The following is a 13971-nucleotide window of genomic DNA, read 5'->3' as shown; positions in this document are numbered from 1 at the left end:
GCAGTTCAAAATGTCGGAGGCCAGGGATGGCCGGAGGCAAGCCCACAGGGATGTGCTTGAAGCGGTTTTTGAACTGCCTTTCCTGTGACTGCAGCCGCCAAACGCCAGCAATCAAGAGCTTCGACAGAACCCCGTTGAACAGGTAAACTACGCCCCAATTTTCCCAGTGAACACGAGACTTAACCCATGAGCATCAAAGCCGATAAGTGGATTCGCCGGATGTCTGAACAACACGGCATGATCGAACCCTTCGAGAGCGGTCAGGTTCGGGAAACCGAAAAAGGCCGGGTCATCTCCTACGGCACCTCCAGCTACGGCTACGACGTACGTTGCAGCAATGAATTCAAAATCTTCACGAACGTACACTCGGCCACAGTCGATCCCAAAAATTTCGACGAAAACAGTTTCGTGAACTACACCGGCGACGTTTGCATCATCCCGCCGAACTCCTTTGCTCTTGCCCGTACAGTTGAGTACTTTCGTATACCCCGCAGTGTACTCACCATCTGCCTGGGTAAATCCACCTACGCACGCTGTGGGATTATCGTAAACGTGACCCCGCTGGAGCCGGAGTGGGAAGGGCAGGTCACCCTGGAATTTTCCAATACCACCAATCTTCCCGCAAAAATATACGCCAACGAAGGCGTTGCCCAGATGCTCTTCTTTGAATCTGATGAAATTTGCGAAACCAGCTACAAGGACCGGGGCGGAAAATACCTCGGTCAAACCGGAGTGACCCTTCCAAGAACATGAACGCCAACCAGTTTTTAAAAGCTGTTTCCCAACTGCAGGGATGGCGCGAATGTGCCTTCCTGCTGGCCCTTGCCGAACGTTCATTCCCCAACTACGCCCTGTTTGCCGAAGCGGTCGGCCTGAAAACCGGCGGAAAAATGCACCAGATCCTGGACCTCGCCTGGGGCGCGCTTCAGGAAGATGTGGCAGAAACGGCAATCCCGCAATTATTGGTAAAACTGGAAGCTCTGTCTCCGGACGTAGAAGCCTATGATGCCTATGGCGTTTATCCGGCTTTCGATTTCTGCCAGCTACTGGAACAGGCGTTGCTCAACCGCCTGAATCCATCCAAACACCGGGCTACTGATGCCTCGCGGCTCGCAACCGCTACAGTTATGAGTTTTATCGAACTGTCGGAAGGTGAAGGGCTGGAAGAGGATGAGCTTGTTCGTATACTGGACTCTCATCCGCTGATGAAAGAGGATAAAACTTTCCAGCGAGATCTCGTTCTGGCTCTTAAACGCCAGCGCACTCCTCTGGAGGCGTTTATTGCCGGAATCCGCAAAGATGCCGCAAATGAGGGTGTCAGCAATCTTGGTATCTCGCTGGGGAGCTGACCCCCTCGCTGGCACAGCATGCGCCCGATGCCTTTAGTACCTGTTCACTGTACGTTACCGATCAGAGGGATCTAGCCCCATGAAACTCTCCGCTTTTGGCCGTAAATTTACCGCTGACGCCGGCATAACTTCGTTGATGGATGACCTTGGTAATGCGATGGCCTCCGGCGACGATATGATTATGATGGGTGGGGGAAACCCTGGGCACATTCCGGAGATTCAGGCTCGGGTGCAGGAAATTCTCGCTGACATGAGTCGCAGCGAAAGTGATGTGCGACGACTGGTTGGGGTTTATGATCCGCCCCAGGGGGAAAAGCAGTTTATTGCTTCGCTGGCAGAACTGCTCAACCGTGAATACGACTGGGGGCTTAAACCTGGCAATATAGCGCTTACCAACGGCAGTCAGGCTGCTTTTTTCATGTTGTTTAACATGTTTGGTGGCGACTATGGAGAGGGGCGGCGCAAGCATATATTGCTGCCATTGGCTCCCGAATACATTGGTTATGCGGATGCCGGAATAGAGCCCGGTCTGTTTCATGCCGTGCAGCCGGACATTTCGTTCACCGATGCCCACGAATTCAAGTACCGTGTCGATTTTGATGCGGTAGAAGTGACAGGGGATACCGGAGCCATTTGTGTATCCCGGCCAACGAATCCTACAGGTAACGTGATAACTGATGAAGAGCTGGCGCGGCTGGAGGAAATGGCGCGCCAGCATGATGTACCACTGATCGTCGACGGAGCCTACGGTACGCCTTTCCCAAGCCTGCTGTTTGTAGAGGCCCGGCCCACCTGGAATGAACAGATTATCCTGTGTCTGAGCCTGTCCAAGCTTGGCTTGCCAGCGGCGCGAACGGGAATTGTGATTGCCGCCGAGCCGGTGATCAAAGCCTTGTCTGGAATTAATGCCATCATGAATCTCGCGACAGGCAGTTTCGGCGCCATGCTCGCCGAGCCGCTGGTTCGGTCCGGCGAGATTCTGTCTCTGAGCCGGGATGTGGTCTGCCCGTTTTACAAGCGGAAAATGGAGTTGGCTGTGGCAGCATTTCGTGAGGCCATGGGCGAGGACAGTTGTCGTTGGTATGTTCACAAGCCTGAGGGGGCGATGTTCCTGTGGCTGTGGTTCCCGGACTTGCCCATTACCAGTCTGGAGCTCTACCAGCGCTTAAAAGCCCGTGGCGTGCTTGTGGTATCTGGCCATTACTTTTTTCCGGGGCTGCCGGAGGATGGCTGGCAGCATCGCCATGAATGCCTGCGCGTAACCTATTCGCAGGACGACGAGCGTGTGGCGCAGGGGCTGCGGATTATTGCGGATGAAGTCAAGGCTGTCTGGGCGGAGGCTGGCCGGGAGGTTTAACCTCCCAGGTCAACGTCCTTGAGTTCGAGTTGATAGCGACTGCCATCGGGTTCAACCTGAAGCAGGCGCACCAGTACGTATTTGTTGTCCGGATCAAACCACATCAAGGTTTCCCGCTGGGAATTTTCACGAACCTTTTCGGCTTTGAGATAAGAAGACTGAGTGCTGTCCGCGCCCCTGGTGTTGTCACTTACGACAGCAAAACGCTCGCTATCAATATTGCCGCGATCCAGAACCTGATATTCCATTTCCCTCATGCCGCTCCGGATGTCCTGATGTAGCTGGACCTGGAAGCCAAGGGGGTCGAGAGTGCCTTCTTTCAGTTCTACCCGAAAAGGTTTTTCACGGTACTCACCGGTGGCGACGCCTGTCTTCCAGTCGAAATCAATTGACTGGTTTCTGTCCTTGATAAGAAAACCCGACAGGCGATAGCGGTATCTGAGTGGAATGACCTGTCCATCTTCCCATTTGAAAATCAGCGACTCATCGATATCAGCAATGAAGGAATCTACGTCAGTGCGATATAGCCAGACATCACTGCCCTGAGCCGTCAGGATGCGTTTGGCGCTGCCGTTAAGTGACAGCCCCTTGTCCAGAACCGCGTCATAGCTCACTTCAAAAGGGAACAGGGCGGGGCCGGTTTCGGCTTTGGTGGGCGTGCCCAGAAGCATTGCAACCGTTGCCAGAAGTGGCATCGTTGTAATCCGGCTTCTTTCGAGGACTGATTTTGTCCATCGTGCTGAGTGCATCTGGTTGACCTCTAATCCTGCATGAATGCTGAAAGTCTAGCGGGTCAGCAGGAATTACGGGGTGACAGTCTGGTAAGGCGGCTCAATTGTCCGGGAGGCGCATTGGGGTGTTCAGGGCCTGACCGTCGAACATTATGTGCTCGCCGCCCAGCTGAATCCGGCCTTCACAGAACCAGCGCACGACAATCGGGTATAACAGGTGCTCTTTTGCCTGAACCTTTTCCGCGAGAGTCTCAGCCGTGTCTTCCGGGACTACTGCCACCTCTGCCTGAGCGATCACGGGGCCGCCATCAAGCTCTTCGGTTACGAAGTGAACGGAAACCCCGTGGATCCTGTCGCCGGCATCAAGCGCTCTCTGATGGGTGTTCAGGCCCGTATGCCGGGGCAGCAGAGAGGGATGTATGTTTATCAGCCTGCCGCGAAATGCCCGAACAAAATCGGTTGTGAGAATCCGCATGAACCCGGCGAGCACGATAAGATCCGGATTGTGGCGAAGGATATGAGCCATGAGCGCTGCGTCGAACTCTTCCCGGGAGCTGAAATCCTCATGATTGACCATAAAAGTTTCAACATTTGCCTGGGCAGCCCGTTCGAGTGCAAAAGCTTTGGGCCGGTTGCATCCCACGGCAACAATCTGGCCAGGAAAGTCACGTTCCCGGCTGGATTCAATCAACGCCTGCAGATTGGTTCCGCTTCCGGAAGCCAGAACCAGAATTTTGGGGAGAGTTGGTTGGTCGGCCTTCATTCTGAAAGCAGCCCCGGTGCATAACGCACTTCAGCATCTGTTTCCGCGTCTTCAGTACGCTCTATCAGCCCCACCTGCCAGGCTTTCTCACCCAGTGTTTTCAGAGCCTCCAGTGCCAGGTCTTTCTGACTTGCCGGAACACAGACAATCATGCCAATGCCGCAGTTAAAGGTACGATACATTTCGTTGCTTGCCACGCCGCCAGCGTCCTTGAGCCACTGGAACACCGGAGGTAATTCCCAGCTTGTGGTGTCGATGGCTGCAATGGTGCCCTTTGGGAGAACCCTTGGAATGTTTTCCGGCAAGCCGCCGCCGGTAATGTGAGACAGGGCGCGCACATCCACTTTGCGAATCAGTTGCAGCAGATTTTTGACATAAATCCTGGTTGGTGCCATCAGGGCATCTGCCAGAGAGGTATCGCCGACAGATTGACTGAGGTCGGCTTCACTGACTTCAAGTATTTTCCGGATCAGTGAATAACCGTTGGAGTGAGGTCCTGAGGATTCAAGCGCCAGTAGCACATCGCCTGCCTGCACTTTACTGCCGTCAATGATTTCGCTGCGCTCTGCAACGCCTACGCAAAAACCGGCGAGATCGTAATCGTCGCCCTCATACATGCCAGGCATCTCTGCGGTTTCACCGCCAACCAATGCGCAGCCAGACAGCTCGCAACCCTGTCCAATGCCTGCAACCACGTTTGCGGCTATATCGACATTAAGCTTGCCGGTGGCGTAGTAGTCGAGGAAGAACAAAGGCTCTGCGCCGCCCACGATAAGATCGTTAACGCACATAGCCACAAGATCGATACCAATACTGTCATGCTTGCCAAGTTGCATGGCCAGCCTCAGTTTGGTTCCCACTCCATCGGTGCCGGATACCAGCACTGGCTCCTTGTACCCGGCTGGAATCGCTACCATGGCGCCAAACCCGCCAAGGCCTCCAAGAACCTCGGGGCGCCGGGTGCGTGCGGCGGTTTCCTTGATGCGGCTGACAAGTTCATTGCCTGCGTCAATGTCAACGCCTGCGTCGCGGTATGTCAGGGAAGGCTTCTGTTCGCTCATGGTGTTCTTAACCGTTGGCCAGTGGGTCAGGCGGCGGATTTTAGCAGGTGCAGTGTAGCGCTCCAAGTGCAATTACCGTGAGCAGGCTTTGATTCCTGTGGCGGGGCACCTAACAGGTCGGCAAGATTGCATTTCTGAAACCTGTGTCGGCTACTCAGGCTCGGGGGCATGGTGTATCCTGTTCGCCATTAATACGAACTGCAGGGTGTTTCATGCCAGTATCAGACCAGATCCCGGTTTTTAAGCGGTTACCAGTCTTATGTCTTGCCGCTTTTTGTGCGTTTATGTTGGCCATCGTGCCAGCCCCTGCGGCTGCGGTAACGGTGTCCGGGCTTTATTCTGTCGATGTTCCGGTATCAGGTTCCGGGCGGAATGCCCTCGCTCAGGGGTATGCGGATGGTCTCTCCCGGGTCTTTGTGCGAATTTCAGGTACCCGGGAGGTGCTTGCACTGGAGGGGGTGCAGGACTTGCTGGCAGATGCGGAATCCTTGTTGCTGTCCTATCAGTTGCTTCGGAGCAATACTGGATCTAGTCGTTTAAGGATGTCCTTTGGCGCTGTGGGCGTGAACCGGGCTCTGGCATCTTTGGATGCGCCGGTCTGGGGCGCTAACCGCCCTCTGACGCTGGCCTGGGTGGCAGTGGAAGATCGCGGAGTTCGCAAACTGGTTACAGGTGATGGCGAAGGTCTGGATAATGGTGGCGATACCGGTGTCTGGTCGTCAGCATTTGCTCGTGCTGCCCGTGAGAGAGGGCTGCCGGTAGCTCTGCCGCCAAAGGAGTTTGGTGGAAACCGGGAGTTGTTGTCGGACATATGGGGGCAGTTCACCGGGCGCGTACTCAAGTCTTCTGAGGGTGTGGAGCACGATGTTCTTGCTCTGGTACGCGTCAGCCGCTCAGGTGGTCAGTGGCGTGCAGGTTGGGTCTTTGAAGGCGCAAAGCTGAACAGCAGTGAAGAATCAGTCAGTGCGGATACACGTGAAGCCCTGGCAGAGGTGCTTGTGGATCGTTGGGCGGAACTCTATGCCAACCGCTACGCAGTTGCAGCGGGAGAGGTTGGAGACTTGCCTCAGGTCGATATCGTATTACGTGGTGTAACGTCTGTTTCAGACTATGGAAAAGCCAGCCAGGCTCTTGAAGGCCTGACTCCGATCGTAAAAGTCGGAGCGTCCCGGGTGAAGGGTGAGCAGTTGACGCTGAGAGTGGCTTTCTCTGGAGAGCTTGATCAGCTTCGGGAATATGTTGCGCTGGATTCACGATTTGTGCCGGTTGAAGGTGAGGTCAGGGAAATGAAAGCTGCAGAGCCCCGGCCAGAGACGGTTTCGCAAGAAGATGCTGGTGCGACCTCGTCTGAGCAATCCGTGTTTACCTATCAGCCATCGCCTGTGGATGAAGAAGATGCCGAACAGGCATTCGAATCGCTTTATCAGGTTCTCTATTACCGGTGGCAACCCGCGCCGGTTATCGGAAGTGATGGCGCACAGTAAGCAGTCGCCGGAGGCGGGGCGTTGAAGGTATGTGCCTGGCGCGTGATTCCGCTACTTATGCTGTATTGGTCGTTTTGATGTGGAACCCGGTATGCCCGGCAAGTTGAATACACTGGTTCAGATTACTGTGATTCCGGGCGTTATTATCGTTCTGGTCTGGGGTATGCGGGCATGGAAGGTCTGGCAGACGTGAGCTCTTCTCAACTGGTTCTTGGTGTAAGGCTTCGGGATGATGCCCGCTTTGATAATTTTCATGGTGATCGCAACAGGGAAGCAGCGCTGAGGTTGTTGTCGGTGTTCAGCGAGCCGGCAGGCCTGCCAGTTGTTGTGGTCTGTGGTGATTCAGATACCGGCAAAAGTCACCTGTTGCAGGCGGCCTGCCATCGTGCGGAAGCTGAAGGGAGATCTGCAGTTTGTATCAGCATTGCTGAGCTGGAGCCTTTCGGGCCGGAATCGCTTGCGGGGCTCGATACCATGGACGTTGTCGCCCTGGATGATCTCGACAGGGTCGCGGGAAAGGCAGACTGGGAAGAGGCCGTTTTTCACCTCTATAACCGGCTGCACGATCAGGGGCGTATGCTGGTTGTAAGTCTCTCGGAAGTTCCTGGTTCCCTGCCTTTTCTCTTGCCGGATCTGGTCTCGCGGCTGCATCATGGGCTTATCGTCCAGCTTGGAATATACCGTGACGATGACCGTCTGAAAATTCTGATGGCCCGTGCCGAGCAGCGAGGGCTGACAATGACGGACGATGTTGCTGGCTTCATCATGCGCCGGGCACCGCGGCGTCTCGGCGATCTATTAGGTATTCTGGATACCCTTGATGAAAACTCGTTGCAGGCTCAGCGCAGGCTTACCATCCCGTTTGTGAAAACGGTGATGCAGTGGTAGGAACAAAGATGCCAGGCACACCAGAGCACAGATGCGGCATTCAAACGACATGGCACCGGCAAAATGCCTGATGGAGAGATGACATGAGACGGGTGGTATTCAATCAGAAAGGCGGAGTAGGTAAGTCCAGTATTACCTGTAATCTGGCTGCGATCAGTGCAGCACGCGGAAACCGTACGCTCGTGGTTGATCTGGACCCCCAGGGTAACTCGACGCATTATCTCCTGGGTAAACCGGCCAGTGAACTCAAGGATACTGTTGCAGACATGCTGGAGCAGACGGTGGCGTTCAAGGTATTCAACCGGCGTCCGGAAGAGTTTGTTCATGCTACGCCGTTCGAAAATCTCTTTGTTATGCCCTCCAGCCCGGAGCTGGATTTTCTTGAGCGCAAGCTGGAGGCAAAGCATAAAATATACAAACTCAGGGAAGCGCTGAAAAAACTGGGAGAGTCCTTTGATTCAATCTACATTGATACGGCTCCGGCGCTGAATTTTTATACCCGATCGGCACTTATTGCTGCCCAGCGCTGCCTGATTCCGTTTGATTGCGATGATTTTTCCCGACAGGCGCTTTATAACATCCTTAACGAGATCCGTGATCTTCAGGAAGACCATAACGAAGAGCTTGTTGTTGAGGGGATTGTGGCTAATCAGTTTCAGCCCCGGGCCAGCTTGCCCCGGCAACTGGTAAAGGAGTTGATTGAAGAAGGTTTGCCGGTATTGCCGGTGCGCTTGTCAAGTTCGGTAAAAATGAAAGAATCCCATCAGTGCCGGCAGCCGCTCATATACATGGCTCCGAAGCACCCGCTTACACGCCAGTTTGAAAATCTGTTCAGTGTATTGCACGGTGAGGCTGTTGAGCTGGAACCGCTGGGAGATTAAGGCAGGATTTTATGAACAATTCCGGTGACGTTTCTGGACAAATTGCCGACTGTCTTCTGGGTGTCGAGATGGAACTGCGCCGGCTCGGATTATGGGAGAGCGAGCGCCCTGATGAAGACGCCTTCAGGAGCACCGAGCCGTTTTGTCTCGATACACTGGCATTTTCCCAGTGGATGCAGTTTGTGTTTCTGGAACGTATGAAGCTGATCATTGAAAATGACCATCCCTTACCCTCGGTTTCGGGCATTGCTCCCATGGCTGAAGAGTATTTTCGTGGCCGCCCTGAATCAGGACAACGCCTGATCAGGGAACTGGAGGCCTTTGATCAGTTGCTGTCGGGCAGCTGATCGCTGTCCAGGCGCATGGACAGGTCTACGGCCCTGACGTCCTTGGTCAGGGCTCCGATAGAAATATAGTCAACGCCGGTTTCGGCAATGGCTACCAGTGTATTTGCGTTGATGCCTCCGGACGCTTCCAGCTTCGCTCGCCCACCGTTCATTGCGACTGCAGCATGCAGGTTCTCCATGGAGAACTCATCGAGCATGATGATGTCGGCTCCGGCGTTGAGCGCCTGTTCCAGCTCTTCCAGATTCTCGGTTTCAACTTCAACAGGTCTGCCCGGGGCAATTCTGCGGGCTTCATCAACTGCTTTGGCGATAGAGCCGCAGGCAGCGATATGGTTTTCCTTGATTAGGAACGCGTCCCAGAGGCCGATCCTGTGATTGTGGCAGCCGCCGCAGGTCACCGCGTATTTCTGGGCAAGGCGCAACCCGGGCAGGGTTTTTCGGGTATCGAGAAGGCGCACGCCCGTATGAGCTACCTGTGCGGCATAGCCTGCACAGTTTGTTGCGACTCCGGATAGAGTCTGCAGCCAGTTCAGCGCAGCTCTTTCGGCGGTCAGAAGGCTTCTGGCTGTTCCCTTCAGACGGAACAAAACCTGGTCCGGGGAAACTGAGTCTCCGTCCTTGACCAGCCACTCCAGAGATACCGAGCTGTCTACCTGGCGGAACACTTCGTCCACCCATTCTCGTCCTGCTATGGTCGCCTGTTCACGTGTTATTACCTGCCCCGTGGCCTGCTTTTTCAGTGGGATCAGTCGGGCTGTGATATCGCCGTCACCTATATCTTCGCGCAGGCTTACTGCGACGCTTTCTATTCGTGACTGGCGTAGGCGCTCAGTGAAGTTCATGATGATGCATCCGCTTTTGTCAGGGGCCAAATACTTCGGGGTCACGATTCTATAGTTCACCAGGGATTTAGCCAAATGTCGAAAGAATTGTGACCCAGGTCCGGTTTACACAAAAGGTGACAAATTCTGACACAAGGTGACGTGATCAGCCCGTATGATATGTAATCAAGAATAGTTTCAAACCTATGGCCAGTCGATTCATCCGCTCTGGTTCGGAGTCGTTCAATGAAGCAGGATAACAAGGTTGTCAGTTTTTCTGGTCAGAAACCGTTTTCGCGGTTTGATCTGCCACCGGCCCTCGTTCGCCTGCGTGATTCATCGGGACAGTCTCTGAAAGCTGTTCTCGGACGTTTTTTCGAACGTGCTGATGACGCCCTGTTTGAGCTTGCAGACCGTGCAGGTTCCAACAAGGATCAGACGGTTTATTTTGATGCTATGCGTGAGCTAAGACTAAGACGCAAAGCAATGGCCGTCTCAGTCCTGCAGTACGTCAGCCAGGCATTTAACGATATTGGCAAGTTCCAGCCGCGACAGTCTGGCGGTGCCCTGGATGAGGTTGATCAGGATTCGTTAAGTCTTGTAGAGCATTCAGACCTTGAACAACAGGTTGCAATTGATAATCTGATCAACAAGCTTCGTAACCGTTATCAGAGCCAGATTCAGTTTTTGTCGTTGCGGGTCAATCATCTTGTGCCTGGAGTTGAGCTTTCTGATAACCAGATGCCGCTCAGCCCGGAAGTGATCTGTGGGGGGGTCGCTGACGCATGCGCGGATCTCGATATCGATATCCGCGCAAAACTTGTTGTATTGAAGCTGTTTGACCGCTTGCTGGGCGACACGCTTGGTGACTTTTACCAGGAGGCGAACCGCACCCTGATTTCTGAGGGCATATTGCCCGATGCCAAACGGGGGCAAGCCCGTACTGCTGGTAATCCCCGTGCTGAATTGACTGCTTCAACACCTGTGCCTCCCAGCCCGGGTCGGTATGGGGCTGGCGAAGATGCAAACGAACAGAATAAGCTTCAGAACCATGATCTGGTCCAGGGCGGCATTTCCAATGCGACTTTTTCTGAGCTGAGTGCACTCCTGCACCAGAGAGGAAATTCTCATTCTACGGCCGGATCTGATGCTTCAGGCGAATCCTACCTCGATACTGACCGGCTGATGGCTCGTCTCAGCGAGGCTCAGGCATCCTGTGGCGACTGGGATGAGGGAGAGGTTCCCTCCCTTGATCAGCAACTTCAGTCTATTCTTCAGGCGGCTGATGGCCAGAAAACCAATATTGGCCAGGTGGATAGTGATGTTATCAACCTGGTATCCATGCTCTTCGATTTTATTCTGGAGGATCGCCAGCTCCATCCGGTAATGAAAGCCCTGATTGGCCGGTTGCAGATACCTGTCTTGAAAGTTGCATTGAGCGACAAGAACTTTTTTAACCGGGGTGGTCACCCTGTCCGCAAGCTACTGAATGAGCTGGCTCTCTCTGCCATTGGCTGGAGTGAGAAGCGAGCTGGTCAACGTGACCCGCTGCATGAAAAAATTCAATCGGTCGTGAGTCGGGTACTGACCGAATTTACAGATAACGCGTCGATTTTTGATGAGCTTCTGAAAGACTTCAGTCATTTTACTGACCTTGATCGCCGGCGTAGGGAGCTGGTAGAGCAGCGCCTGCGGGATGCTGAAGAGGGAAGGGCCCGGCAGGAACGTGCATGTCAGGTTGCAGAGTCGCTGGTGAACGACCTCACGTCTGGCAGGGATATCCCGGAATCTGTTTTCGTGATGCTGAACGAAGCGTGGGTGAAATATCTTCAGTGGGTTGTATTGCGTGAAGGTGAGGATGGTGCGCGCTGGGCCGATGCCAGCGAACTGACTGGCCACATCGTCTGGAGTGTTGATCCTCAGCCGGTTGACGACTCAACCCGAAGCGACCTTCTCAGAGCTATTCCTGCGATTGTCGACGATTTTCGTGTGGCCCTTCAGGAAATTTCCTGGGATCCGTTCGCAACTGATACAGCGATTCGGGATCTTGAGCTGGCGCACGTTGATGTGCTGCAGCGCCTTGCGACAGCGTCGCGCCGCCGGTCATCACCTCCGGCAGCCGAAGACGCACCCCTGGCCGAAATGAGAGCTCAGCCCGAAAAACGGCCGGAGCCAGAGGCTTCGGCGTCTGAGTCAAACGACGCCGGGATTGAGCCTCCGGTGCTTTCCAGTCCTGTCATTGAAACTCCCGCACCTGAAGATGCAGAGCCGGTTTCCGAGCTGTGGCTGGACCGGGCAGACAGACTTCGTGTTGGTGCCTGGGTTGAACTTACCCGTGAGGAAAACAAATTCCGCTGCAAGCTTGCGGCGGTTATAAGAGCTACTGGGAAGTATATCTTTGTCAATCGCAGTGGTGCGAAGGTTGCCGAGTACCGTCGTCAGGAACTGGCTGCCGCTATGGCAAGCGGGGCCGTAGCCATGCTTGATGATGGCCTTATTTTCGACAGGGCCCTGGAATCTATCATTGATAACCTGCGGAGTAGCCGTACAGATTGATCCGTGGCAACAGGCCTTGCTTTGTGATTCAATCAAAGCACAAAGTAATGCTCTGACAATTATGGATTCATCTTGCCTCTTTCAACCCCTGATCATTCAGCCGCTGAGCAGTCTGGCATCGTCGTTTACGGCGAAGACATAAAGGTCCTCCGTCAAACCGGGCGCCTTGCATCTGCCCGTTGGTGCTTCTCACCGAACTACGGCCTTCGTCCCGAGGGCGCGGTTATCAGTCTTCTTGTCGTTCATAGCATCAGTCTTCCTCCTGGCCGGTTTGGCGGGCCTTATATTGAAGATTTTTTTACGAACAGTCTGAACCCTGCTGAACATCCGTACTTCTCAACCATTGCCGATATGCGTGTTTCGGCTCATGTCCTGATCAGAAGGGATGGGGCGAAGGTGCAGTTTGTCAGCCTGTTGGACAGAGCCTGGCATGCCGGACGTTCCAGCTTTCAGGGTGTTGATGAGTGCAATGACTTTTCTATCGGAATCGAGCTTGAAGGGGCGGATGATATTCCCTATACAGCAGAGCAGTATCGTTCACTGGCTGAATTGTCGGCAGTGATCAGCTCCGCCTGGCCGGACATTACCAATGACCGTATTACCGGGCACTGCGATATTGCCCCTGGCCGAAAGACCGATCCCGGGCCGGCATTTGACTGGCGTGACTTCCGGGTTTCTCTGCAGGCCGCTCAGTCAGACATATACCGTAAAAAACTGACTCATCTGGCCCAAAAGGGAGCTGTGTAAATGATTCTGGTGGTGTTTCTGATTGCCTACCTTGTGCGGAGAAGGCTTGATAGCCTCAATGCCATTTCCAGCGACGCACTCTGGCGGCGCTGGTTTCGCAGGGGCAGTAAAGTTAAAGCCGGCTCTGAATCAGGTATTTCAGTTGGTCTGTTTCTGGTGGCGTTGCCCGCAATTCTGGCGGCTGTGTGTGTGTATATTCTATCGATGTACGGCTGGCGGATTACTGCGTATCCACTTGAAATTTTTGTTCTTGTACTGATGATGGGGATGCCAGGCTGGCGGCAGTCGGTTGAGTCCTATGCAGATGCCTGGCAGAGGGGCGACATGCAGGCGGCCTGGCACCATATCCAGAAGCGCCTGCCTGCAGCGGAGCGTGGAGCTGCAGCTTCACCGGAGGTTATGCACCTTTCACTGTCCCGGGCTCTTATGATGGCGGCCTTTGAGCGTTTTTTCCTTGTTGCATTCTGGTATGTCGTGGGCGGAATCGGCGTGGCAATTTTCGTGCGGGGGCTTGTGGCTCTGTCCGAACAGTGGCCACAGGCAGCCGCGAGACCCAGGTATCTTAAAGCCTGTGAATGGGTGAGCTGGATCCCCGCAAGGCTGCTCGCCTTAACATTCGGAATTGCAGGTGACCTTTCAGGCTGGCTGGCAGAAGCCAGACAAGCCATTGCCGAAACGACTAAAAACACCTCAGAAGTACTCATGATCGCGGCCAATGGGTCTTTAACCGGGTACGCGCTTGATCCTGCCAGGTTTTCCCGGGTTCACCTTGATGAATGGGCTGGTTTCGGCGGCCGTAGCCTGAATGCAGTAAGGGATCTGCTGAACAGGAGTATGCTGGTCTGGATCTGCGCACTGGCGTTAATGGTTATTGCCGGGGTTGTCTGAAGAGTTCCGAAACGAAAGGCTGCACTCAAGTTTTCAGGCGGCAGGGCGATAAAAAATAAAAAGAGTCCAGCCGTTCAGGTTTCAGAGAGAGGGCCGAT

Annotated in this window: 14 protein-coding genes; 10 read left to right on the top strand and 4 right to left on the bottom strand. The window is 54.3% G+C overall.

Going from position 1 to position 13971, the window contains the following annotated elements:
• Positions 1-186 precede the first annotated feature (186 nt).
• The 3 genes from dcd (at position 187) to CPA50_RS09925 (ending at position 2706) form a co-directional block, all read left to right on the top strand.
• The gene (gene dcd / locus CPA50_RS09935) at positions 187-753 is read left to right on the top strand and encodes a dCTP deaminase (RefSeq protein ID WP_096782212.1); all 567 of its coding nucleotides are present in this window, start codon (positions 187-189) and stop codon (positions 751-753) included.
• A complete protein-coding gene (locus CPA50_RS09930; RefSeq protein ID WP_096782211.1) occupies positions 750-1349 on the top strand; it encodes a YjaG family protein in 600 nt (199 codons plus the stop codon). The genes dcd and CPA50_RS09930 overlap by 4 nt, the downstream gene beginning before the upstream one ends.
• 79 nt (positions 1350-1428) lie before the next feature.
• Complete coding sequence (locus tag CPA50_RS09925) at positions 1429-2706, top strand: valine--pyruvate transaminase (RefSeq protein WP_096782210.1); 1278 nt, start codon at positions 1429-1431, stop codon at positions 2704-2706.
• On the opposite strand, the gene CPA50_RS09920 is transcribed toward CPA50_RS09925, so the two are convergent.
• The 3 genes from CPA50_RS09920 to purM form a co-directional block, all read right to left on the bottom strand.
• Complete coding sequence (locus CPA50_RS09920; RefSeq protein ID WP_096782209.1) at positions 2703-3401, bottom strand: DUF3108 domain-containing protein; 699 nt, start codon at positions 3399-3401, stop codon at positions 2703-2705. The genes CPA50_RS09925 and CPA50_RS09920 overlap by 4 nt on opposite strands.
• 136 nt (positions 3402-3537) lie before the next feature.
• Positions 3538-4200: a phosphoribosylglycinamide formyltransferase gene (purN, locus tag CPA50_RS09915; RefSeq protein ID WP_096782208.1), complete on the bottom strand. Its 663-nt coding sequence runs from the start codon at positions 4198-4200 to the stop codon at positions 3538-3540.
• Positions 4197-5261, bottom strand: a complete 1065-nt coding sequence (gene purM / locus CPA50_RS09910; RefSeq protein ID WP_096782415.1) for a phosphoribosylformylglycinamidine cyclo-ligase — start codon at positions 5259-5261, stop codon at positions 4197-4199. The genes purN and purM overlap by 4 nt, the downstream gene beginning before the upstream one ends.
• Positions 5262-5473: 212 nt before the next feature.
• Between purM and CPA50_RS09905 the strand changes: the two genes are divergently transcribed.
• The 4 genes from CPA50_RS09905 to CPA50_RS09890 all read left to right on the top strand — a co-directional run bounded on the left by CPA50_RS09905 (position 5474) and on the right by CPA50_RS09890 (position 8861).
• Entirely contained in the window at positions 5474-6745 is a 1272-nt protein-coding gene (locus CPA50_RS09905; RefSeq protein WP_227519546.1) for a DUF2066 domain-containing protein, read from the top strand.
• Positions 6746-6916: 171 nt separating this feature from the next.
• The gene (hda, locus tag CPA50_RS09900; RefSeq protein ID WP_096782207.1) at positions 6917-7633 is read left to right on the top strand and encodes a DnaA regulatory inactivator Hda; all 717 of its coding nucleotides are present in this window, start codon (positions 6917-6919) and stop codon (positions 7631-7633) included.
• Between the two features lie 83 nt (positions 7634-7716).
• Complete coding sequence (locus tag CPA50_RS09895; protein WP_096782206.1) at positions 7717-8514, top strand: ParA family protein; 798 nt, start codon at positions 7717-7719, stop codon at positions 8512-8514.
• Between the two features lie 11 nt (positions 8515-8525).
• On the top strand, positions 8526-8861 hold the full coding sequence (locus CPA50_RS09890; RefSeq protein ID WP_096782205.1) for a YqcC family protein: 336 nt from the start codon (positions 8526-8528) through the stop codon (positions 8859-8861).
• Here CPA50_RS09890 and nadC read toward each other — a convergent pair.
• A complete protein-coding gene (nadC, locus tag CPA50_RS09885; protein WP_096782204.1) occupies positions 8840-9703 on the bottom strand; it encodes a carboxylating nicotinate-nucleotide diphosphorylase in 864 nt (287 codons plus the stop codon). The genes CPA50_RS09890 and nadC overlap by 22 nt on opposite strands.
• Before the next feature lie 225 nt (positions 9704-9928).
• Between nadC and CPA50_RS09880 the strand changes: the two genes are divergently transcribed.
• The 3 genes from CPA50_RS09880 to ampE all read left to right on the top strand — a co-directional run bounded on the left by CPA50_RS09880 (position 9929) and on the right by ampE (position 13873).
• On the top strand, positions 9929-12238 hold the full coding sequence (locus CPA50_RS09880; RefSeq protein ID WP_096782203.1) for a DUF1631 domain-containing protein: 2310 nt from the start codon (positions 9929-9931) through the stop codon (positions 12236-12238).
• Between the two features lie 138 nt (positions 12239-12376).
• Complete coding sequence (gene ampD, locus CPA50_RS09875; RefSeq protein ID WP_227519598.1) at positions 12377-12985, top strand: 1,6-anhydro-N-acetylmuramyl-L-alanine amidase AmpD; 609 nt, start codon at positions 12377-12379, stop codon at positions 12983-12985.
• Positions 12986-13873, top strand: a complete 888-nt coding sequence (gene ampE, locus CPA50_RS09870; RefSeq protein ID WP_096782202.1) for a regulatory signaling modulator protein AmpE — start codon at positions 12986-12988, stop codon at positions 13871-13873. It begins immediately after the preceding gene.
• Positions 13874-13971 lie beyond the last annotated feature (98 nt).

The organism is Marinobacter sp. ANT_B65 (genome assembly GCF_002407605.1).
Classification (GTDB): Bacteria; Pseudomonadota; Gammaproteobacteria; order Pseudomonadales; family Oleiphilaceae; genus Marinobacter.
Note: the sequence above shows the minus strand (reverse complement) of the source record. Positions and strands in the feature narration are given on the sequence as shown.

What these genes read in the sequence shown, in the direction of transcription:
- nadC (WP_096782204.1), bottom strand. Translation starts at nt 9,703, where the DNA reads ATGAACTTCACTGAGCGCCTACGCCAGTCACGAATAGAAAGCGTCGCA.
- CPA50_RS09905 (WP_227519546.1), top strand. Translation starts at nt 5,474, where the DNA reads ATGCCAGTATCAGACCAGATCCCGGTTTTTAAGCGGTTACCAGTCTTA.
- CPA50_RS09895 (WP_096782206.1), top strand. Translation starts at nt 7,717, where the DNA reads ATGAGACGGGTGGTATTCAATCAGAAAGGCGGAGTAGGTAAGTCCAGT.
- CPA50_RS09930 (WP_096782211.1), top strand. Translation starts at nt 750, where the DNA reads ATGAACGCCAACCAGTTTTTAAAAGCTGTTTCCCAACTGCAGGGATGG.
- CPA50_RS09890 (WP_096782205.1), top strand. Translation starts at nt 8,526, where the DNA reads ATGAACAATTCCGGTGACGTTTCTGGACAAATTGCCGACTGTCTTCTG.
- CPA50_RS09920 (WP_096782209.1), bottom strand. Translation starts at nt 3,401, where the DNA reads ATGCCACTTCTGGCAACGGTTGCAATGCTTCTGGGCACGCCCACCAAA.
- hda (WP_096782207.1), top strand. Translation starts at nt 6,917, where the DNA reads ATGGAAGGTCTGGCAGACGTGAGCTCTTCTCAACTGGTTCTTGGTGTA.
- dcd (WP_096782212.1), top strand. Translation starts at nt 187, where the DNA reads ATGAGCATCAAAGCCGATAAGTGGATTCGCCGGATGTCTGAACAACAC.
- CPA50_RS09880 (WP_096782203.1), top strand. Translation starts at nt 9,929, where the DNA reads ATGAAGCAGGATAACAAGGTTGTCAGTTTTTCTGGTCAGAAACCGTTT.
- CPA50_RS09925 (WP_096782210.1), top strand. Translation starts at nt 1,429, where the DNA reads ATGAAACTCTCCGCTTTTGGCCGTAAATTTACCGCTGACGCCGGCATA.
- ampE (WP_096782202.1), top strand. Translation starts at nt 12,986, where the DNA reads ATGATTCTGGTGGTGTTTCTGATTGCCTACCTTGTGCGGAGAAGGCTT.
- purM (WP_096782415.1), bottom strand. Translation starts at nt 5,261, where the DNA reads ATGAGCGAACAGAAGCCTTCCCTGACATACCGCGACGCAGGCGTTGAC.
- purN (WP_096782208.1), bottom strand. Translation starts at nt 4,200, where the DNA reads ATGAAGGCCGACCAACCAACTCTCCCCAAAATTCTGGTTCTGGCTTCC.